Here is a 14,699-nt window from a genome sequence, read left to right as displayed (position 1 = left end):
CGCTTCGCTCCGCGCGACGTATCCATGCGACGCCGCGCTGCTCCAGACGATCCGACTTCGACCCGTTCCTGCCCGAGGATGCCCATGTCCGCTCCCACACCTCTGTGGAAGACCTATCTCGTCTTTCTCGCGCCGATGATGCTCAGCAATATCCTGCAGGCGCTGTTCGGCACCCTCAACAATGTCTATCTCGGCCAGATGATCGGCGTGAACGCGCTCGCCGCGGTGTCCGCGTTCTTCCCCGTGCTGTTCCTGTTCATCGCCTTCATCATCGGCCTCGGCGCCGGCGCCACCGTGCTGATCGGCCAGGCCTATGGTGCACGCGATCTCCTGAAGGTGCGCACCGTGGCAGGCGCCGCGTTCAGCGTTGCCTTGATCGGCGGCCTTGTCATCGCGGTGTTTGGCGGCCTGTTCGCGCGTCCGATGATGGTGGCGCTGGCGACGCCGCCGGACATCATCGAGGACGCCATCCTCTATGCCCGGATCATGATGATGATCATGCCGGCGACCTACGCCTTCATTCTCGCCACCTCGATCGTTCGCGGCGTCGGCGATACCGTGACGCCGCTGATCGCGCTCGGCGTCTCCACCATGATCGGCCTGCTGGTCACGCCGGCCCTGATTCAGGGCTGGCTCGGCCTGCCACGGCTCGGCGTCGCCAGCGCCGCGGTCGCCTCGCTGGTGTCGTCGACCTGCACCATCGTCTGGTACGGTCTCTACCTGCGCGGCCGCAAGCACGCCATGGCGCCCGACATCGTGTTCCTGCGCGGCATGAAGGTCGACCCCAGGCTGCTGCTGACCATAGTGCGTCTCGGCATGCCCTCGGCGGTGCAGATCGCCGCCATGGCGCTGGCGGAAGTGGTGCTGCTCGGCCTCGTCAACGGCTTCGGCGCGGATGCGACCGCGGCCTATGGCGCCGTCAACCAGGTGCTGAGCTACGTCCAGTTCCCGGCGATATCCATCGCGATCACCGCCTCGATCTTCTCCGCCCAGGCGATCGGCCGTGGCGACGTCGACCGCCTGCATCTCATCACCCGCACCGGGCTGATGCTGAATATCGTCCTCACCGGCAGCCTCGTGGTGCTCGCCTATCTCCTGTCGCGCACCATCATGAGCGCGTTTATCACCAATCCGCCGGTGATCGACCTCGCGCAGCGGCTGCTGCATGTGGTGCTGTGGAGTTCGGTGGCGTTCGGCCTGTCGGGGGTGTTCTCGGGTGTGATGCGGGCGAGCGGCACCGTGTTCGTGCCGATGGCGCTGTCGATCTTCGCCATCGCCGCGGTCGAGGTGCCGGTCGCGCTGGTCCTCAGCCGAACCATCGGCCTCAAGGGCGTGTGGGTGGCCTACCCCGTCACCTTCTGCACCATGTTCGTGCTGCAGGCCGGGTACTATCTGCTGGTCTGGCGCAAGCGCCCGATCGAGCGGCTGGTGTAACGATCGTGGCCGGCCGGTGAACCGTTCACCGGCCGGCCGATCGCCTCACGGCTCGATCATCTTCAGGACACTGTCGAGGTCGTCCTGCGGAGGAGCAGACGGCTCATCGACCGCACCATCGCATTGTTTGCCGCAGCGGTATGATTTGCTTTAATGCACCGCCGGTAACGGCCGCGACGCGGGAGGCTCCCGCGCCGACGCGCAAGCAATGATCCACGGAGCGAAACGATGGCCACGCCCAATCCGCAATTCCTGTTCGATGTCGGCAGTCCAAACGCCTATCTCAGCCATCTCGTGATCCCGGAGATCGAGCGCCGCACCGGCGTCACGTTCGAGTATGTCCCGGTCCTGCTCGGCGGCATCTTCAAGCTGACGAACAACCGCTCGCCGGTCGAGGCGTTCAGCGGCGTCAGGAACAAGCTCGAATTCCATGCGCTGGAAACCAGGCGCTTCCTCGCGCGCTATCATCTCAAGCCCTACGTGATGAACCCGTTCTTCCCGGTCAACACGCTGCTGCTGATGCGTGGCGCGGTGGCAGCTCAGATCGATGGTGACTTCGCGCGCTATGTCGACGCCGCGTTCCATCACATGTGGGCCGAGCCGAAGAAGATGGACGATCCCGAGGTCGCGGCAAAAGCGCTCACCGAGTCCGGCCTCGACGCCGCGCGGCTGCTGGCGCGCACCAGGGACGACGACGTCAAGAGCCGCCTGATGGCCAACACCCAGAACGCGGTCGACCGCGGCGCCTATGGCTCGCCGACCTTCTTTGTCGGCGACGAGATGTTCTTCGGCAAGGAGCAGCTGCGCGATGTCGAGGAGTTGATCACCGCGCAGCACGGCTGAGCCGGCGGCGGGCGCTGGCTGTGAGCGCGCCCGTGATAGGCTTACGCCCGCGCCGCGAATCGATGCGGCCGGAGAGCATCGAATGCCGGACTGGCACTTGAACAGCCGCACCGAGGTTGTCGTCGCTGCATCGGCCGAGCGGCTGTGGACCGCGCTGACCGATGCCGACGAGACCGAACACTACTTCATGCGCGCCCGCGTCATGGTCGGCGACGTCGGCGGCGCCTTCCGCCTCGCGCGCGACGATGGCTGGCATGTCGACGGCACAGTGCTCGCCAAGGACGCGCCGCACCGGCTGCGCGTGACCTGGGGCAGGAAGAACCCGCCCGGGATCGATATGCCCGACTGCGAGGTCGAGTTCACGATCGCACCGGCAGCGGACGAGCCCTCTCGCAGTCGGCTCGTCGTCAGCGAATACGTCAATGGCGAGATGCCGCCATCGCTCGCCGCCGCCGGCCGCACCGGCTGGGCGCTGATGACGCGCAGCCTGCAGGCCTATCTGGGGTGATCGGGTGCGGCGTCCTGAACATGGGCCGCTCCTTCATATTCAGCGTCATCACCGGGCCGACGCGAAGCGTCGAGACCTGGCGATGAAGCTTTAACTGGCGCTCGTCGCGTGGTGAGCAAGCTGGATTGCCGGATCAAGTCCAGCAATGACGCGGGGGGTGTGGCGTGCTCAGAGAACGGACACGATCGTCGCAACGCGCCGCAATATATCGGCGTCCGAAAGACTTCCGCTGTACGAGGCTTCGTCATCCGTTCCCCTGAGGTGGTCCCGCGCAGCGGGACCCTCGAAGGGCGACGGCCCGAGCGCATCGGCCGTTCATCCTTCGAGGCTCGCTGACGCTCGCACCCTCAGGATGACGGAGATGTGCCAGCGTATGCGCTAAACGGCCTCGACCGCCGGCCGGGAGCGCACCCCGATCACGATGATCAACCCGGCCACCAGCAGCACGAGGCTGCTGGCGCTGAACACGCCGCTGGCGCCGCTGAAATCGTAGAGCATGCCGCCCGCGGCGGCGCCGACCGCGATCGCCAGTTGCACGGCCGCGACGAGAAGACCGCCGGCGCTCTCCGCCTGATCCGGCACGGTGCGCGTCAGCCAGGTGGACCACGCCACCGGGACGGCGCCAAACGCGAGCCCCCACAGCGCCACCATCACCGCATCCACGGCCGGATTGACCAGCGTGACCAGGCTGACGCCGAGCGCGCCCATCAGCAGCGGCATCGCGATCAAGGTCAGCCGCAGGTTGCGCTCCAGCAGCGGGCCCGCGAGCAGCGTTCCCAGGAAGTTGGCGATGCCGAACCCGAGCAGGATGGCCGAGACCGCACCGATGCCGGCGCCGGTCGCCGTCTCCAGGAACGGACGGATGTAGGTGAAGAACGCGAAATGTCCGGTGAACACCAGCATCGCCGCGAGCATGCCGAGCGCAATGCCCGGCCGCATCAGCACATCGGCCAGCGTGCGCAGGCGCGTCAGCCCGCTGGGCGCCATGCGGGGCAACGTTGCGAACTGGGCGACCAGCGTCACCACGCCCAGCACCAGAGTGATCAGGAACACATTGCGCCAGCCGATGATCTCGCCGAGATAGCTGCCGACCGGCGCCGCCAGGATCGTCGCTGCGGACACGCCGCTGAAGATCATCGACAGCGCCCGGGGCACCAGCGGCTCCGGCACCAGCCGCATCGCCACCGCCGCCGACATCGTCCAGAAGCCGCCGAGCGCGATGCCGAGCAGCACGCGGCCGAGCAGCAGGAACGTCAATCCCGGCGCGAACGCGACCAGCAGGTTCGAAAGGATCAGCAGCACCGAAAACGCCAGCAGCACGTGCCGCCGGTCGACCCGGCGCGTCGCCGCCGGGATCAGCAGGCTGGTCACCAGCGCCACCGCGGCGGTGACGGTCACGGTCTGGCCGGCGACGCCCTCGCTGATCCGGAGATCCGCCGCCATCGGCGTCAGCAGGCTGGCCGGGAGAAACTCCGCCGTCACCAGGGCGAAGACACCGAACGTCATTGACACCACGGCGCCCCAGGCGGGCCCCTCCGCACGGCTCTGCCGAGCCGGCTGCACCACGTCGCTCATTCATCTCTCCATTCGCGGCAACATCCTTGCGGTGCAGCAAATAGGATGGCGGCGCCGGACGATCCATGCCATAAAGTCCGGCATGCTTGATCATGCGTCCGATAATCGCGGGGGATCAGACCCCACGCAGACCCCGGCGGATCTCGTCAGCGAGCTGCTCATGGGGATGCGGCTGGTCGGGCTGCGGTATCACCGCATCCAGATCACCCCGCCGTTCGGGATCCGCTTCGGCGTTGAGGAAGGGCGGGCCCAGTTCCACTTTGTGGCGCGCGGCCCGGTGTTCCTGCGTGGCGCCGACCAGGTGATCCGTCCGATGACCACCGGCGATGCGGTGCTGCTGCCGCGCGGCGGCGCGCACGATCTCGTCTCCGAGCCCGACATGCCCGGCCGCTGTGTCACCGCGTTCGAGGCCGCGCCGCTGTGCGCCAGCGTCAGCGATATCCATGCCTGCGACGACTGCACCGGCGACACCGGCGGCGCGCTGATTTTCAGCGGCTGCATGGCGTTCGATCTCGGCAGCATGCATCCGCTGGTGGCCCTGATGCCCGACATGATGCTGGTGGGCACGCTGCTGGAGCGCTACCCCGAAATCCTGCCGATGCTGGAGGCGATGGAGCGCGAGACCCGCGGCGCCCGCGCCGGTTTCGCCGGCATCCTGGCGCGGCTTGCCGATGTGGTGTCGGCGTTCATCGTCAGGGCGTGGGTCGAATGCGGTTGCGGCGACAGCAATGGATGGGTCGCGGCGCTGCGCGATCCGCGCCTCGGCCGCGTCATCGCGGCGCTGCATCGCGACCCCGGCCGGAACTGGTCGGTCGCTGATCTGGCCGCCGAGATGGGCAGCTCGCGCTCGGTGTTCGCCGAACGCTTCCTCGCGGTCACCGGCATGACGCCGGTGCGCTATCTCACCGAGCTGCGCATGCGGCTGGCGTCGCAATGGATCGGCCGCGACCGCATGTCGATCGACGCCGCGGCGCATCGCCTCGGCTATGGTTCACAGGCCGCGTTCAGCCGCGCCTTCAAGCGCGTGATCGGCCATCCGCCCGGCGCAATGCGCGATGGCGCCCAGACGACATCCGCGTGAGCGCATCGGAGATGCAGCCCCGACGGGCAACGGGTGGAGACGACGCGCTTGTGACCGCGATAGCGCATCCTCGGCGGGTTGGCGCTACGCGACCACCACCGACAACCCGGCCTTCCTGAACTGCGCCGCCAGCGCCGCCGGCGGCGCGGCATCGGTCACGAGCCTTGCGAAATCATCCGGCGCGCCGAGGCGCGCCACCGCGCGGCGGCTGAACTTGGTGGCGTCGCCGACCGCAATCGCCATGTCGGCGCGGCGCAGCGCCGCGCGCTTGACCGCGATCTTGTCGAGATCGAAGTCCATCAGGCCGCCATCGTCGTCGAAGCCCGAGAAGCCGAGAAACGCGCAATCGAAGTGGATCTCGTTGATCCCCGCGACGGTGGTCGCGCCGACCAGCGAGCCGTCGGGCCCGCGACAGGCGCCGCCGAACACCTGCAGGTCGATGCCCTCGTTGCCGGCGAGCAGCATGGCGACCGCGAGGCTCGCCGTGAACACACGCAGGCCGGAGCGCTGGCGCAGCCGCCGCGCCACCGCCTCGACCGTGGTGCCGACATCGAGGAACACCGAGGCGCCATCCGGCACCAGCGCCGCCGCCGCGGCGCCGATCCGCGCCTTGCCTTCCATCGAGCGGCCGTGCTTCTCGGCATAACCGAGACGCACGGTGGAATCGCGCACGCCGGCGCCGCCGTGGAAACGCTGCAACAGACGGCCGCGGTCGAGCTGGATGATGTCGCGACGGATCGACTGCGCCGACACGGAGAAGTGCTGCGCCAGCGCCTCGATGGTGGCGAACCCCTTCTCGCCGACGATCCGCACGATCTCGTGCTGCCGGGGCGTGATCTCGTCGGTCGGCCCGTTCGCGCTCGCCATGCCGCTTTCCCTGCGATGTAAGATAATTTACATATCCACGGGATCCGCCGACATCAAGCCGGCGACTGTGATCCGACCAGCGCACAGAGAGACGAAAACACCATGACAACCGCCCTGCGATGGCACCCCCAGGCCGCGATCCTGTCGAACGGCGACCGCACCTTCGATCCGGCGGCGCTACGCTGGACCGAGGCGCCGCCACCGGCGGAGGCGGGCGAGGCGGTCTCTCCGGTCGCGGCCCTGCTGCGCTTTGCCCCGACGCGCCGGCTGCGCCGGGTGCCGATCGGCATCATCGGGCCGCGCGAGGCCACCGACGCGCAGTGCGCGCTGGCAGAAGCCCTCGGTAAGGCGCTGGCGCGTCACGGCCTGCAGATGCTGTGCGGCGGCAAGAACGGCGTGATGGAAGCCGCCTGCCGCGGCCATGCCGCCGGCGGCGGCCTGCCGGTCGGCCTGCTGCCCGACGAGGAATGGGACGCCGCCAACCCCTATGTCGCCATCCCCATCGCCACCGGCATCGGCCCGGCGCGCAACGCCATCATCGCCCGCGCCTGCCTCGCGCTGGTCGCGGTCGGCGGCGGTGTCGGCACGCTGTCGGAAATGGCGCTCGGCCTGCAGTTCAGGCGCCTGGTGCTGGCGCTCGCGGACGCGCCCCAGGTCGAGGCGGTGCCGCGGCTCGGTTCCATGGACGAGGCCCTGGAGCGAATCGCCGCACGGGTGCTCGCTCTCGATGGCCATATGTAATATTTCTTCCACGCGTCATTGATCTATCATGAAAGACCGCTAAGCGCTGTCGGGCGCCGAAGCGGCGACCGAGGGAGCGCCGGGTGCGGCTGATCACGATCCTCTACCTGGTCTTCCTGGCCGCGCCCGTCGCGCTGCTGGGGCTGGGATCGTTCGGCGAGAGCTGGAGCAACACGCTGCTGCCGAGCGGCTTCACCACGCGCTGGTTCGTCGAGGTTGCGTCCGACCCGAGCTTCCGTCGCGCCTTCACCACCAGCCTGCAGGTCGTCGCCCTCACCTGCATCCTGAACGTCCTGATCGGCCTGCCGCTCGCCTACGCCATCCAGGCCGGCGCCCGCGGCGGCGTGCGCATCGCCGCGCGCCTCGTCACCTTCCTGCCGGTCGCGGTGCCCGAACTGGTGCTGGCGTTCGGCTTCATCCTGGTGTTCTCGTCCGATGCCCTGCCCTGGCTCGGCAGCTTCTGGCTGCTCGCCGCCGGCCATCTCGTGCTGACGCTGCCCTACACCGTGACGGCGCTGATCGCCGACATGGACCAGCTCGGCCTCGACGACTACGAGCACGCCGCCGCGACGCTTGGCGCCTCGTTCCTGATGCGCTTTCGTGACGTCACGCTGCCGCTGCTCGGCACCAGTCTTCTATCGTCGACGCTGACGGTGGCGGCGCTGTCGATCGGCGAATTCCAGCTCTCCAACCTCATTTCGGGCTTCCTGTCGCGCACCTATCCGGTGGTGCTGCTGCAGGCATTCTATGGCGCGACGGGCTTTGCCTGCGCCGCCACCATCGTTCTGCTGCTGCTCGCGACCATCGCCTCGCTCGCGTCCAGCGTCACCGCCCAGGTTGCGGGCGCCGGCAAGGGAAGGGCCGCCGCATGAGCCTGCGCTACGACAACGTCAGCTACACCTATCCCGGCACGTCGACCGGCGTGTTCGATATTTCGCTGGAGATCGGCCGCGGCGAACTGCTGGCGATCATCGGCGCCTCCGGCTCCGGCAAATCCACCGTGCTGAAGCTGCTCGCCGGCTTCGTGCAGCCAAGCAGCGGCCGCGTGCTGATCGACGGCGACGATGTCAGCACCGCGCTGCCCGAGGCGCGCCGCCTCGGCGTCGTGTTCCAGAACTACGCGCTGTTTCCGCACATGCGGCTGTGGGAGAACGTCGCCTATCCCCTGAAGGTGCGGGGCCTGTCGCGCGGCGAGCGGCGCGAACGCGCGGCTGCGATGCTGCAGCGGGTCGGCATGGGCAACCGCGTCGACGACTTTCCCGCGGCGCTGTCCGGCGGCCAGCAGCAGCGCGTGGCGCTGGCCCGCGCGCTGGTGTTCGAACCGCGCGGCCTCCTCCTCGACGAGCCGCTGTCGGCGCTCGACGCCGGCCTGCGCATGGAAATGCGCGACGAGATCCTGCGGGTGCAGCGCGCCGCCGGCATCGCCACGCTGCTGGTCACCCACGACCAGGAAGAGGCGCTGTCGATCGCCGACAAGGTCGCTGTCATGCGCGACGGCCGGCTCATCCAGGTCGGCCCGCCGCGCGCGCTGTACGAGACCCCGGTCAACGCCGACGTCGCCGCCTTCGTCGGCCAGTCCAACCTGTGGCCCGGCCGGGTGACCGGCGCCAACCTCGTCGGCACCGCGCTTGGTCCGCTCGCCTGCGACACCGGCGACCGCGCGATCGGCGACGCGGTGACCGTGTTCGTCCGGCCCGAGCGTGTCACGCCTGTCGACGAACCGGCGACGGCCGTGGTCGGCCAGTTCACCGGCACCGTCGTCGCCGACCGCTATCTCGGCCCGGTGCGCCGCATCGACCTCGATGTCGGCGGCGGCGTGATCAAGCTCGAAACTCACTTACGCGAACCGGTGACATCGGTCGCGATTCCGCCCGACGCCGTCCGGCTGCTGCCGGCCGGTCTGCAAAACCCTGCGTAAACCCCTGCAAGGACCTCGTCATGACCGGATCCCTCAACCGACGCGCCTTCCTGCTCTCGACCGCCGCAGCGACGCTTGCGGCGCCGCTCGTCACCTCCCATGCCGCGCTCGCGCTCGACGGCGGCGAGCTCTATCCCGGCGAACAGGCGCTGTACGACGCCGCCAGGAAGGAAGGCCTCGTGGTGTCGTTCGACACCGGCCCGACCTGGGCGAACTGGGCGGCTGAGTTCAAGGCGTTCCAGAAGCGCTATCCCGGCGTCGAGATGGTCTACAACGACCTCGGCTCCGCCGCGACGGTCGTGACCCTCGACAAGTCGCGCAACCGCCCGCAGGCCGACACCGCCTATTACTTCGCCGCCTCCGCGCTCGACGCCGCCAAGGCCGGCGTCGTCGCCGACTTCAAGCCGGTGAATTTCGACAAGCTGCCGGACACGCTGCGCCATCCCGAGGGCCAGTGGTTCACCATCCACACCCTCAATGTCGCGTTCCTGGTCAACACCAAGCTGGTCAAGGACGTGCCGCAGAGCTGGGCGGACCTGCTCAAGCCCGATTACAAGAACGCCATCGTCTATCTCGACCCGCGCTCCACCGGCCAGGGCCAGGTGATCGCGTTCGCAAGCGCCTTCGGCAACGGCGGCAGCATGGACGACATCGCTCCGGGCATCGACTATCTCGGCAAGCTGTCGAAAGCCGGCAACGTGCTGCGCACCATGGGCACCACGCCTTACGCCCAGTTCCTGAAAGGAGAGATCCCGATCTGGATCGGCTACGAGAACGACGGCCTCAAGGCCAAGCATGTCGACGGCATGGGCGACAACATCGCGGTGGTGATCCCCAAGGAAGCTTCGGCCGCCGCGCCCTACGCCATCTCGCTGGTCAAGGGCGGCCCGAACCCCAATGCCGGCAAGCTGTGGCTCAACTTCATCATGACCGATGACGGCCAGAAGATTTTTGCCGAGGGTTTCGTGCGCCCCGCCGTGCCCGGCGTCGCGCTGCCGCCGTCCGTCGCCGACAAGATGCCCGCCGCCCCGCAGATCCGCCCCATCGACATCGCGAAAGCCGTGGCCAAGAAGGGCGAGATCGACGCCGGCTGGGCCAAGGCCGTGCTGGGGCAGTGAGCGGAGGCCTCGTCCTCCATCGTGTCGTGGCCGGGCAGCGCGATCCGTCAAAGACGGATCGCGCTGCCCGGCGACGACAGAGATAGGAAGCAGTCGTCTTTACCTGACGTGGTCGAGCTTCAGCCATCGCAAGATGAAAAGCCCGGCCGTAAGCCTGACATCCAACCTCGCAACCACGCCTGCACCCACCCCGTCATCCTGAGGTGCGAGCGAAGCGAGCCTCGAAGGATGAACGGCCCCGGCCTCACCGCCCGGGCCGTCGCCCTTCGAGGGTCCCGCTGCGCGGGACCACCTCAGGGTGACGGATCACAACAGCAGAGTGAGAAGCCCCACGTGAGCACCCGCGCCCCCAAAACCGCGCTGACCGCCTTTGCCGCGCCGGGCGTGCTGGTGCTCGGCCTGTTCTTCATCGCGCCGGTCACCGCCGTGCTGATCGGCGCGTTCTCCGATGGCGGCGCGGCGTTCGGCCGCCTCGCCGCCGACCCGGTGTTCTGGAACGGGCTGCGCGGCACGCTGCTGCTCGGCACCGTGGCGCCGCTGTTCTCGCTGACCATCGGCTTCTGTGTCGCGCTGACGCTGGCGCGCGTCGCGCCGGGCTTGCGCACCGCCGCGCTGATCGCGATCTCGCTCCCTCTGACGTTCTCCGGCCTGATCGTCGCCTATGGCTTCATCCTGCTGCTGGGCCGCGCCGGCTTCGTCACGCTGCTGCTCGCCAAGCTCGGCCTCGATCCCGCGGTGACCGGCGCCTTCATCTTCTCGCCGATCGGGCTCGGGCTCGCCTACTCCTACTACCTCGTGCCGCGCGTGGTGCTGATCGTGCTGCCGGCGATCAGCAACTTCGACCGCAGCCAGCTCGCCGCCGCCCGCTCGCTCGGCGCCGGCGCCTTCCGCGCCGTGATCGAGGTGATGCTGCCGCAGATCCTGCCCAGCCTTGTCGCCGCCTTCTGCCTGACGGCGGCGGTGGCCGTCGGCGCCTACGGTACGGCGCTCGCCCTTGTCGGCACCCAGGTCAACATCCTGCCGCTCGTGCTCTACAGCAAGATCTCCGAGACCGGCACGGATCTGCCCGCCGCCTCCGCCGCATCATTGGTGCTGGTGGCGATCTGCGCCTGCATCGTCGCGCTGGGCGAAGCGATCCGGCCCGCGGGCAAGCGGCGCTGACGCCGCGCGCACTCCCCGCGGCACCAAACGCCGCGACACGCACTCACCCGGCGAGAGGCGTCAGGCTGATCAGCTTGATGTCCGGATGGGACGACAGCAGCAGCGTCGACTGGTAGTAGCGGCGGCGCGGGTGATCGAACAGCCGCTCGCCGCCCTCGCGGCCGAGCACCGCCTGCTCCTGCCACAGCCGCGCGAACACCGCGGAGCGTGTCATCAGGTCCTCGATCAGTGCCTGCATCGACGGATCGCGCAGGCGACGGCTGACATCGGCGCGAAATTCGGCGACCACCCGGCGGGCGCGCTCGTCCCAGTCGACGATCAGACGCTGTGCGGCCGGCGACAGAAAGATGAAACGCAGCAGATTGCGGTCGTGGTCGCCATCAAGCCAGCCCGTGAACAGCGCGGCGGCGTCGGCATTCCACGCCCGCGCCATCCAGGTGTGATCGAGCAGGTAGGCGGAAATGGTCATGCGGTCCGGCAGCGCCAGAACCTGCGGCGGCAGATCGTCGTCACCGGCGACGGGCGCCGCCGGATCGCGCTTGCCGGCGAGCTCGAACAGATAGGTGCGCTCGGCCGGCACCAGGCGCAGCGCTTCCGCGAGGCGCGCCAGCGCATGGGGCGAGGCCGAAACATCGCGGCCCTGCTCGAGCCAGGTGATCCAGGTGTGGCTGACGCCGCAGGCCTCGGCAACTTCCTCGCGCCGCAGGCCCGGCGTGCGGCGGCGGCCCGACGCGGTCGGCGGCACCGGCAGCCGCTCGCGCCGGGTGCGCAGGAACGTGCCCAGGGCGTGACGGGAGGCGCTGCGTGAATCCGTCGAGGTCATGGTGCAATTTATACCAGGATAAGATGCCTTCTTGAACCAGTATGCGGCGGCTTTCATCCTCGCGTCCATCGACATCATGACAGAGGACACGACGAAATGACCCGCCATACGCTGCTCCTGTTGCCCGGCGACGGCATCGGCCCCGAGGTGATGGCCGAGGTCGCGCAACTCGCCGGACTGCTCGGGCAGGCCGGCGTCGCCGACTTCGCGCTGGAGACGGGACTGGTCGGCGGCGTCGCCTACGATGCCCATGGCCAGGCGATTTCCGACGCCGACATGCGCCTCGCCGCGGCGGCGGACGCGGTGCTGCTCGGCGCGGTCGGCGGCCCCAAATAGCAGGGCGTGCCCTATGACAGGCGCCCCGAGGCGGGCCTGTTTCGCCTGCGCCGGGATCTCGACCTGTTCGCCAACCTGCGGCCCGCGATCTGCTATCCGGCGCTGGCCGACGCATCCTCGCTGAGGCGCGAGGTGGTGGAGGGCCTCGACATCCTGCTGGTGCGCGAACTGACCGGCGGCATCTATTTCGGCGAGCCGAAGGAGATCGTCGATCTCGGCGATGGCCAGAAGCGCGGCGTCGACACCCAGATCTACGACACCCGCGAGATCGAGCGCGTCGGCCGCGTCGCGTTCGAGCTGGCGCGGACGCGCAACAACCGCGTGACCTCGGCGGACAAGCACAATGTGATGAAATCGGGCGTGCTGTGGCGCGCGGTGATGACGGCGCTGCACCAGCGCGAGCATGCCGACGTTCGGCTGGATCACCAGCTCGCCGATTCGCTGGGCATGCAGCTGGTGCGCGCGCCCAGGCAGTTCGACGTCATCGTCACCGACAATCTCTTTGGCGACATCCTCTCCGACGTCTGCGCGATGCTGACGGGCTCGCTCGGCATGCTGCCGTCAGCCTCGCTCGGTGCCGTCGACGCCGCGACGGGCCGGCGCAAGGCGCTGTACGAGCCGGTGCACGGATCGGCGCCGGACATCGCCGGCAAGGGCATCGCCAATCCGATTGCGATGATCGGATCGTTCGCGATGTGCCTGCGCTATTCGTTCGGCCTCGGCGACGTCGCCGACACGATCGAGGCCGCGATCGCCGCCGTGCTCGCGGCAGGCGTGCGCACCGCCGACATCCGCGGCGACGGCGAGGCTGCCGTCTCCACCGCGCAGATGGGCGCGGCCATCCGCGCCGAGGTCGGCAAGCGGCTGAACTGATGCGCTGCGGGCCGTCCTAAGCGGACGGCCCGGCCTGCGGCGTACGGCGCGTCGCCGTCGCCGCTATCAGGCACGCGGCCGCCACCAGCATGACGCTGCCGAGATAGAGCGTGCCGTTGACCACCGAGCCCGTGGCGGTGGCAATCCAGCCGACGAGGGCCGGGCTCGCAAGGCTGCCGAGACTGCCGAGGCTGGAGACGCCGGCGAACGCGATGGCCGCGCCGGCAGGAAAATACAGCGGCACCATCGACCAGAAGCAGGCGAGACAGGCGATCGTTCCCGCGGTCGCCAGCGTGATCAGCGCCATCGCGATCACCGGCTGATGGATGGCGAGCGGCAGCAGCAGCCAGCCGAACGACGCGGCCAGCATGGCGCCGGCGGCGTGCCAGCGCCGCTCGCCGGTCTTGTCCGAATGGCGGCCGTTGAGCACCAGCGCCACCGCACCGGCGAGATAGGGGATCGCGACCAGCAGGCCGACATGGAAGGTGTTGCTGACGCCGAACCCCTTGACGATGGTCGGCAGCCAAAACGAGAAGCCGCCAATCGAGCCGTTCATGCCGACGCAGTAGAACGCGAGCACATAGAGCATCGGCTCGCGCAGCACTTCACCGAGACGGGCGGCGCGCCGGGTGGATGTCGCGCTGTCGGCGCGGATCGCGGCGAGCAGCCCTTCGCGCTGCGCCGGGCTGAGCCATTTGGCATCCGCGGGGCCCTTCGCGAGCACGAAGGCGGCGATGATGCCGAGCACGATGGCCGGGGCGCCCTCGAGGATGAACAGCCATTGCCAGCCCCTGAGGCCGCCGGCGCCGGCGAGGAACTGCATGATGCCGCCGGAGATCGGCCCGCTGATCACACCCGAGATCGGGATCGCGATCATGAACAGCGCGGTGAAGCGCGCGCGCTGCGACGCCGGCACCCAGCCGCTGAGATAGAACAGGATGCCGGGCATGAAGCCGGCCTCGCCGACGCCGAGCAGGAAGCGCAGCACATAGAACTGCAGCGGCGACGACACCGCCGCCATCGCCACCGACATCAGGCCCCACAGCACCATGATGCGCATGATGGTCTTCGGCGCGCCGATGCGCTGCAGCAGCATGTTGCTGGGCACCTCGAACAGGATGTAGCCGACATAGAACAGGCTGGCGCCAAAGCCATAGACCGCGTTGCTGAAGCCGAGCTCATCCTTCAGCGCGAGCTGCGCGAAACCGATGTTGGTGCGGTCGAGGAAGTTGACGACGTAGCACACGAACAGAAACGGGATCAGCCGCAGGGCGATGGTGCGGTAGACGCCGGTGCGTTCGAGATCGGCGGCGGAGAGCGGCGCTGGCGCGCCAGCAACAGGAGTGTGCATCGGCAGGGCTCGACAAGAGACGTTCAGCAAAGGATCGCACCGGACGACGCAAAGCTCCCGGCGCATCGGC

13 protein-coding genes and 1 pseudogene are annotated in these 14,699 nt (G+C 68.7%); 10 read left to right on the top strand and 4 right to left on the bottom strand.

The features are described from left to right. Positions 1-84: 84 nt before the first annotated feature. The 3 genes from JQ639_RS26480 to JQ639_RS26470 all read left to right on the top strand — a co-directional run bounded on the left by JQ639_RS26480 (position 85) and on the right by JQ639_RS26470 (position 2,785). Entirely contained in the window at positions 85-1,434 is a 1,350-nt protein-coding gene (locus tag JQ639_RS26480) for an MATE family efflux transporter (RefSeq protein ID WP_211968606.1), read from the top strand. Between the two features lie 228 nt (positions 1,435-1,662). Continuing rightward, entirely contained in the window at positions 1,663-2,277 is a 615-nt protein-coding gene (locus JQ639_RS26475) for a 2-hydroxychromene-2-carboxylate isomerase (protein WP_211968607.1), read from the top strand. An 82-nt stretch (positions 2,278-2,359) separates the two neighbouring features. Further along, positions 2,360-2,785 (top strand): SRPBCC domain-containing protein, encoded by a 426-nt coding sequence (locus JQ639_RS26470; RefSeq protein WP_211968608.1) that lies wholly within the window; start codon positions 2,360-2,362, stop codon positions 2,783-2,785. 378 nt (positions 2,786-3,163) lie between these two features. Here the strand turns inward: JQ639_RS26470 and JQ639_RS26465 are convergent, their stop codons facing one another. After that, positions 3,164-4,360, bottom strand: a complete 1,197-nt coding sequence (locus JQ639_RS26465) for an MFS transporter (RefSeq protein ID WP_211968609.1) — start codon at positions 4,358-4,360, stop codon at positions 3,164-3,166. A gap of 82 nt (positions 4,361-4,442) precedes the next feature. On the opposite strand from JQ639_RS26465, the gene JQ639_RS26460 reads away from it, so the two are divergent. Next, the gene (locus tag JQ639_RS26460; RefSeq protein WP_211968610.1) at positions 4,443-5,441 is read left to right on the top strand and encodes an AraC family transcriptional regulator; all 999 of its coding nucleotides are present in this window, start codon (positions 4,443-4,445) and stop codon (positions 5,439-5,441) included. An 84-nt stretch (positions 5,442-5,525) separates the two neighbouring features. Here JQ639_RS26460 and JQ639_RS26455 read toward each other — a convergent pair whose 3' ends face one another. Beyond that, positions 5,526-6,308, bottom strand: coding sequence for a DeoR/GlpR family DNA-binding transcription regulator (locus JQ639_RS26455; protein WP_211968611.1), 783 nt, complete (start codon positions 6,306-6,308; stop codon positions 5,526-5,528). A gap of 102 nt (positions 6,309-6,410) precedes the next feature. Between JQ639_RS26455 and JQ639_RS26450 the strand changes: the two genes are divergently transcribed. The 5 genes from JQ639_RS26450 (at position 6,411) to JQ639_RS26430 (ending at position 11,246) form a co-directional block, all read left to right on the top strand. Further along, a complete protein-coding gene (locus tag JQ639_RS26450; RefSeq protein WP_211968612.1) occupies positions 6,411-7,049 on the top strand; it encodes a TIGR00725 family protein in 639 nt (212 codons plus the stop codon). Positions 7,050-7,132: 83 nt separating this feature from the next. Continuing rightward, positions 7,133-7,921, top strand: coding sequence for an ABC transporter permease (locus JQ639_RS26445; RefSeq protein ID WP_211968613.1), 789 nt, complete (start codon positions 7,133-7,135; stop codon positions 7,919-7,921). Further along, positions 7,918-8,967: an ABC transporter ATP-binding protein gene (locus JQ639_RS26440; RefSeq protein WP_211968614.1), complete on the top strand. Its 1,050-nt coding sequence runs from the start codon at positions 7,918-7,920 to the stop codon at positions 8,965-8,967. Before JQ639_RS26445 ends, JQ639_RS26440 begins: the two co-directional genes overlap by 4 nt. A 20-nt stretch (positions 8,968-8,987) precedes the next feature. After that, positions 8,988-10,085 (top strand): extracellular solute-binding protein, encoded by a 1,098-nt coding sequence (locus JQ639_RS26435; RefSeq protein WP_211968615.1) that lies wholly within the window; start codon positions 8,988-8,990, stop codon positions 10,083-10,085. Positions 10,086-10,418: 333 nt separating this feature from the next. Further along, a complete protein-coding gene (locus JQ639_RS26430) occupies positions 10,419-11,246 on the top strand; it encodes an ABC transporter permease (RefSeq protein WP_349644573.1) in 828 nt (275 codons plus the stop codon). 43 nt (positions 11,247-11,289) lie between these two features. On the opposite strand, the gene JQ639_RS26425 is transcribed toward JQ639_RS26430, so the two are convergent. Then, a complete protein-coding gene (locus JQ639_RS26425) occupies positions 11,290-12,069 on the bottom strand; it encodes a helix-turn-helix transcriptional regulator (protein ID WP_211968617.1) in 780 nt (259 codons plus the stop codon). A gap of 96 nt (positions 12,070-12,165) precedes the next feature. Here JQ639_RS26425 and leuB point away from each other — a divergent pair. Then, positions 12,166-13,278, top strand: a pseudogene (leuB, locus tag JQ639_RS26420) (3-isopropylmalate dehydrogenase). Between the two features lie 16 nt (positions 13,279-13,294). Here leuB and JQ639_RS26415 read toward each other — a convergent pair. Next, on the bottom strand, positions 13,295-14,629 hold the full coding sequence (locus JQ639_RS26415) for an MFS transporter (protein WP_211968618.1): 1,335 nt from the start codon (positions 14,627-14,629) through the stop codon (positions 13,295-13,297). Positions 14,630-14,699: the final 70 nt, after the last annotated feature.

It is taken from the genome of Bradyrhizobium sp. U87765 SZCCT0048 (genome assembly GCF_018131225.1).
Taxonomy (GTDB): domain Bacteria; phylum Pseudomonadota; class Alphaproteobacteria; order Rhizobiales; family Xanthobacteraceae; genus Bradyrhizobium_A.
Note: the sequence above shows the minus strand (reverse complement) of the source record. Positions and strands in the feature narration are given on the sequence as shown.

Excerpts from the sequence above, each read along its gene's own strand:
- JQ639_RS26480 (WP_211968606.1), top strand. The coding sequence starts at position 85 with ATGTCCGCTCCCACACCTCTGTGGAAGACCTATCTCGTCTTTCTCGCG.
- JQ639_RS26475 (WP_211968607.1), top strand. The coding sequence starts at position 1,663 with ATGGCCACGCCCAATCCGCAATTCCTGTTCGATGTCGGCAGTCCAAAC.
- JQ639_RS26470 (WP_211968608.1), top strand. The coding sequence starts at position 2,360 with ATGCCGGACTGGCACTTGAACAGCCGCACCGAGGTTGTCGTCGCTGCA.
- JQ639_RS26465 (WP_211968609.1), bottom strand. The coding sequence starts at position 4,360 with ATGAGCGACGTGGTGCAGCCGGCTCGGCAGAGCCGTGCGGAGGGGCCC.
- JQ639_RS26460 (WP_211968610.1), top strand. The coding sequence starts at position 4,443 with ATGCTTGATCATGCGTCCGATAATCGCGGGGGATCAGACCCCACGCAG.
- JQ639_RS26455 (WP_211968611.1), bottom strand. The coding sequence starts at position 6,308 with ATGGCGAGCGCGAACGGGCCGACCGACGAGATCACGCCCCGGCAGCAC.
- JQ639_RS26450 (WP_211968612.1), top strand. The coding sequence starts at position 6,411 with ATGACAACCGCCCTGCGATGGCACCCCCAGGCCGCGATCCTGTCGAAC.
- JQ639_RS26440 (WP_211968614.1), top strand. The coding sequence starts at position 7,918 with ATGAGCCTGCGCTACGACAACGTCAGCTACACCTATCCCGGCACGTCG.
- JQ639_RS26435 (WP_211968615.1), top strand. The coding sequence starts at position 8,988 with ATGACCGGATCCCTCAACCGACGCGCCTTCCTGCTCTCGACCGCCGCA.
- JQ639_RS26425 (WP_211968617.1), bottom strand. The coding sequence starts at position 12,069 with ATGACCTCGACGGATTCACGCAGCGCCTCCCGTCACGCCCTGGGCACG.
- JQ639_RS26415 (WP_211968618.1), bottom strand. The coding sequence starts at position 14,629 with ATGCACACTCCTGTTGCTGGCGCGCCAGCGCCGCTCTCCGCCGCCGAT.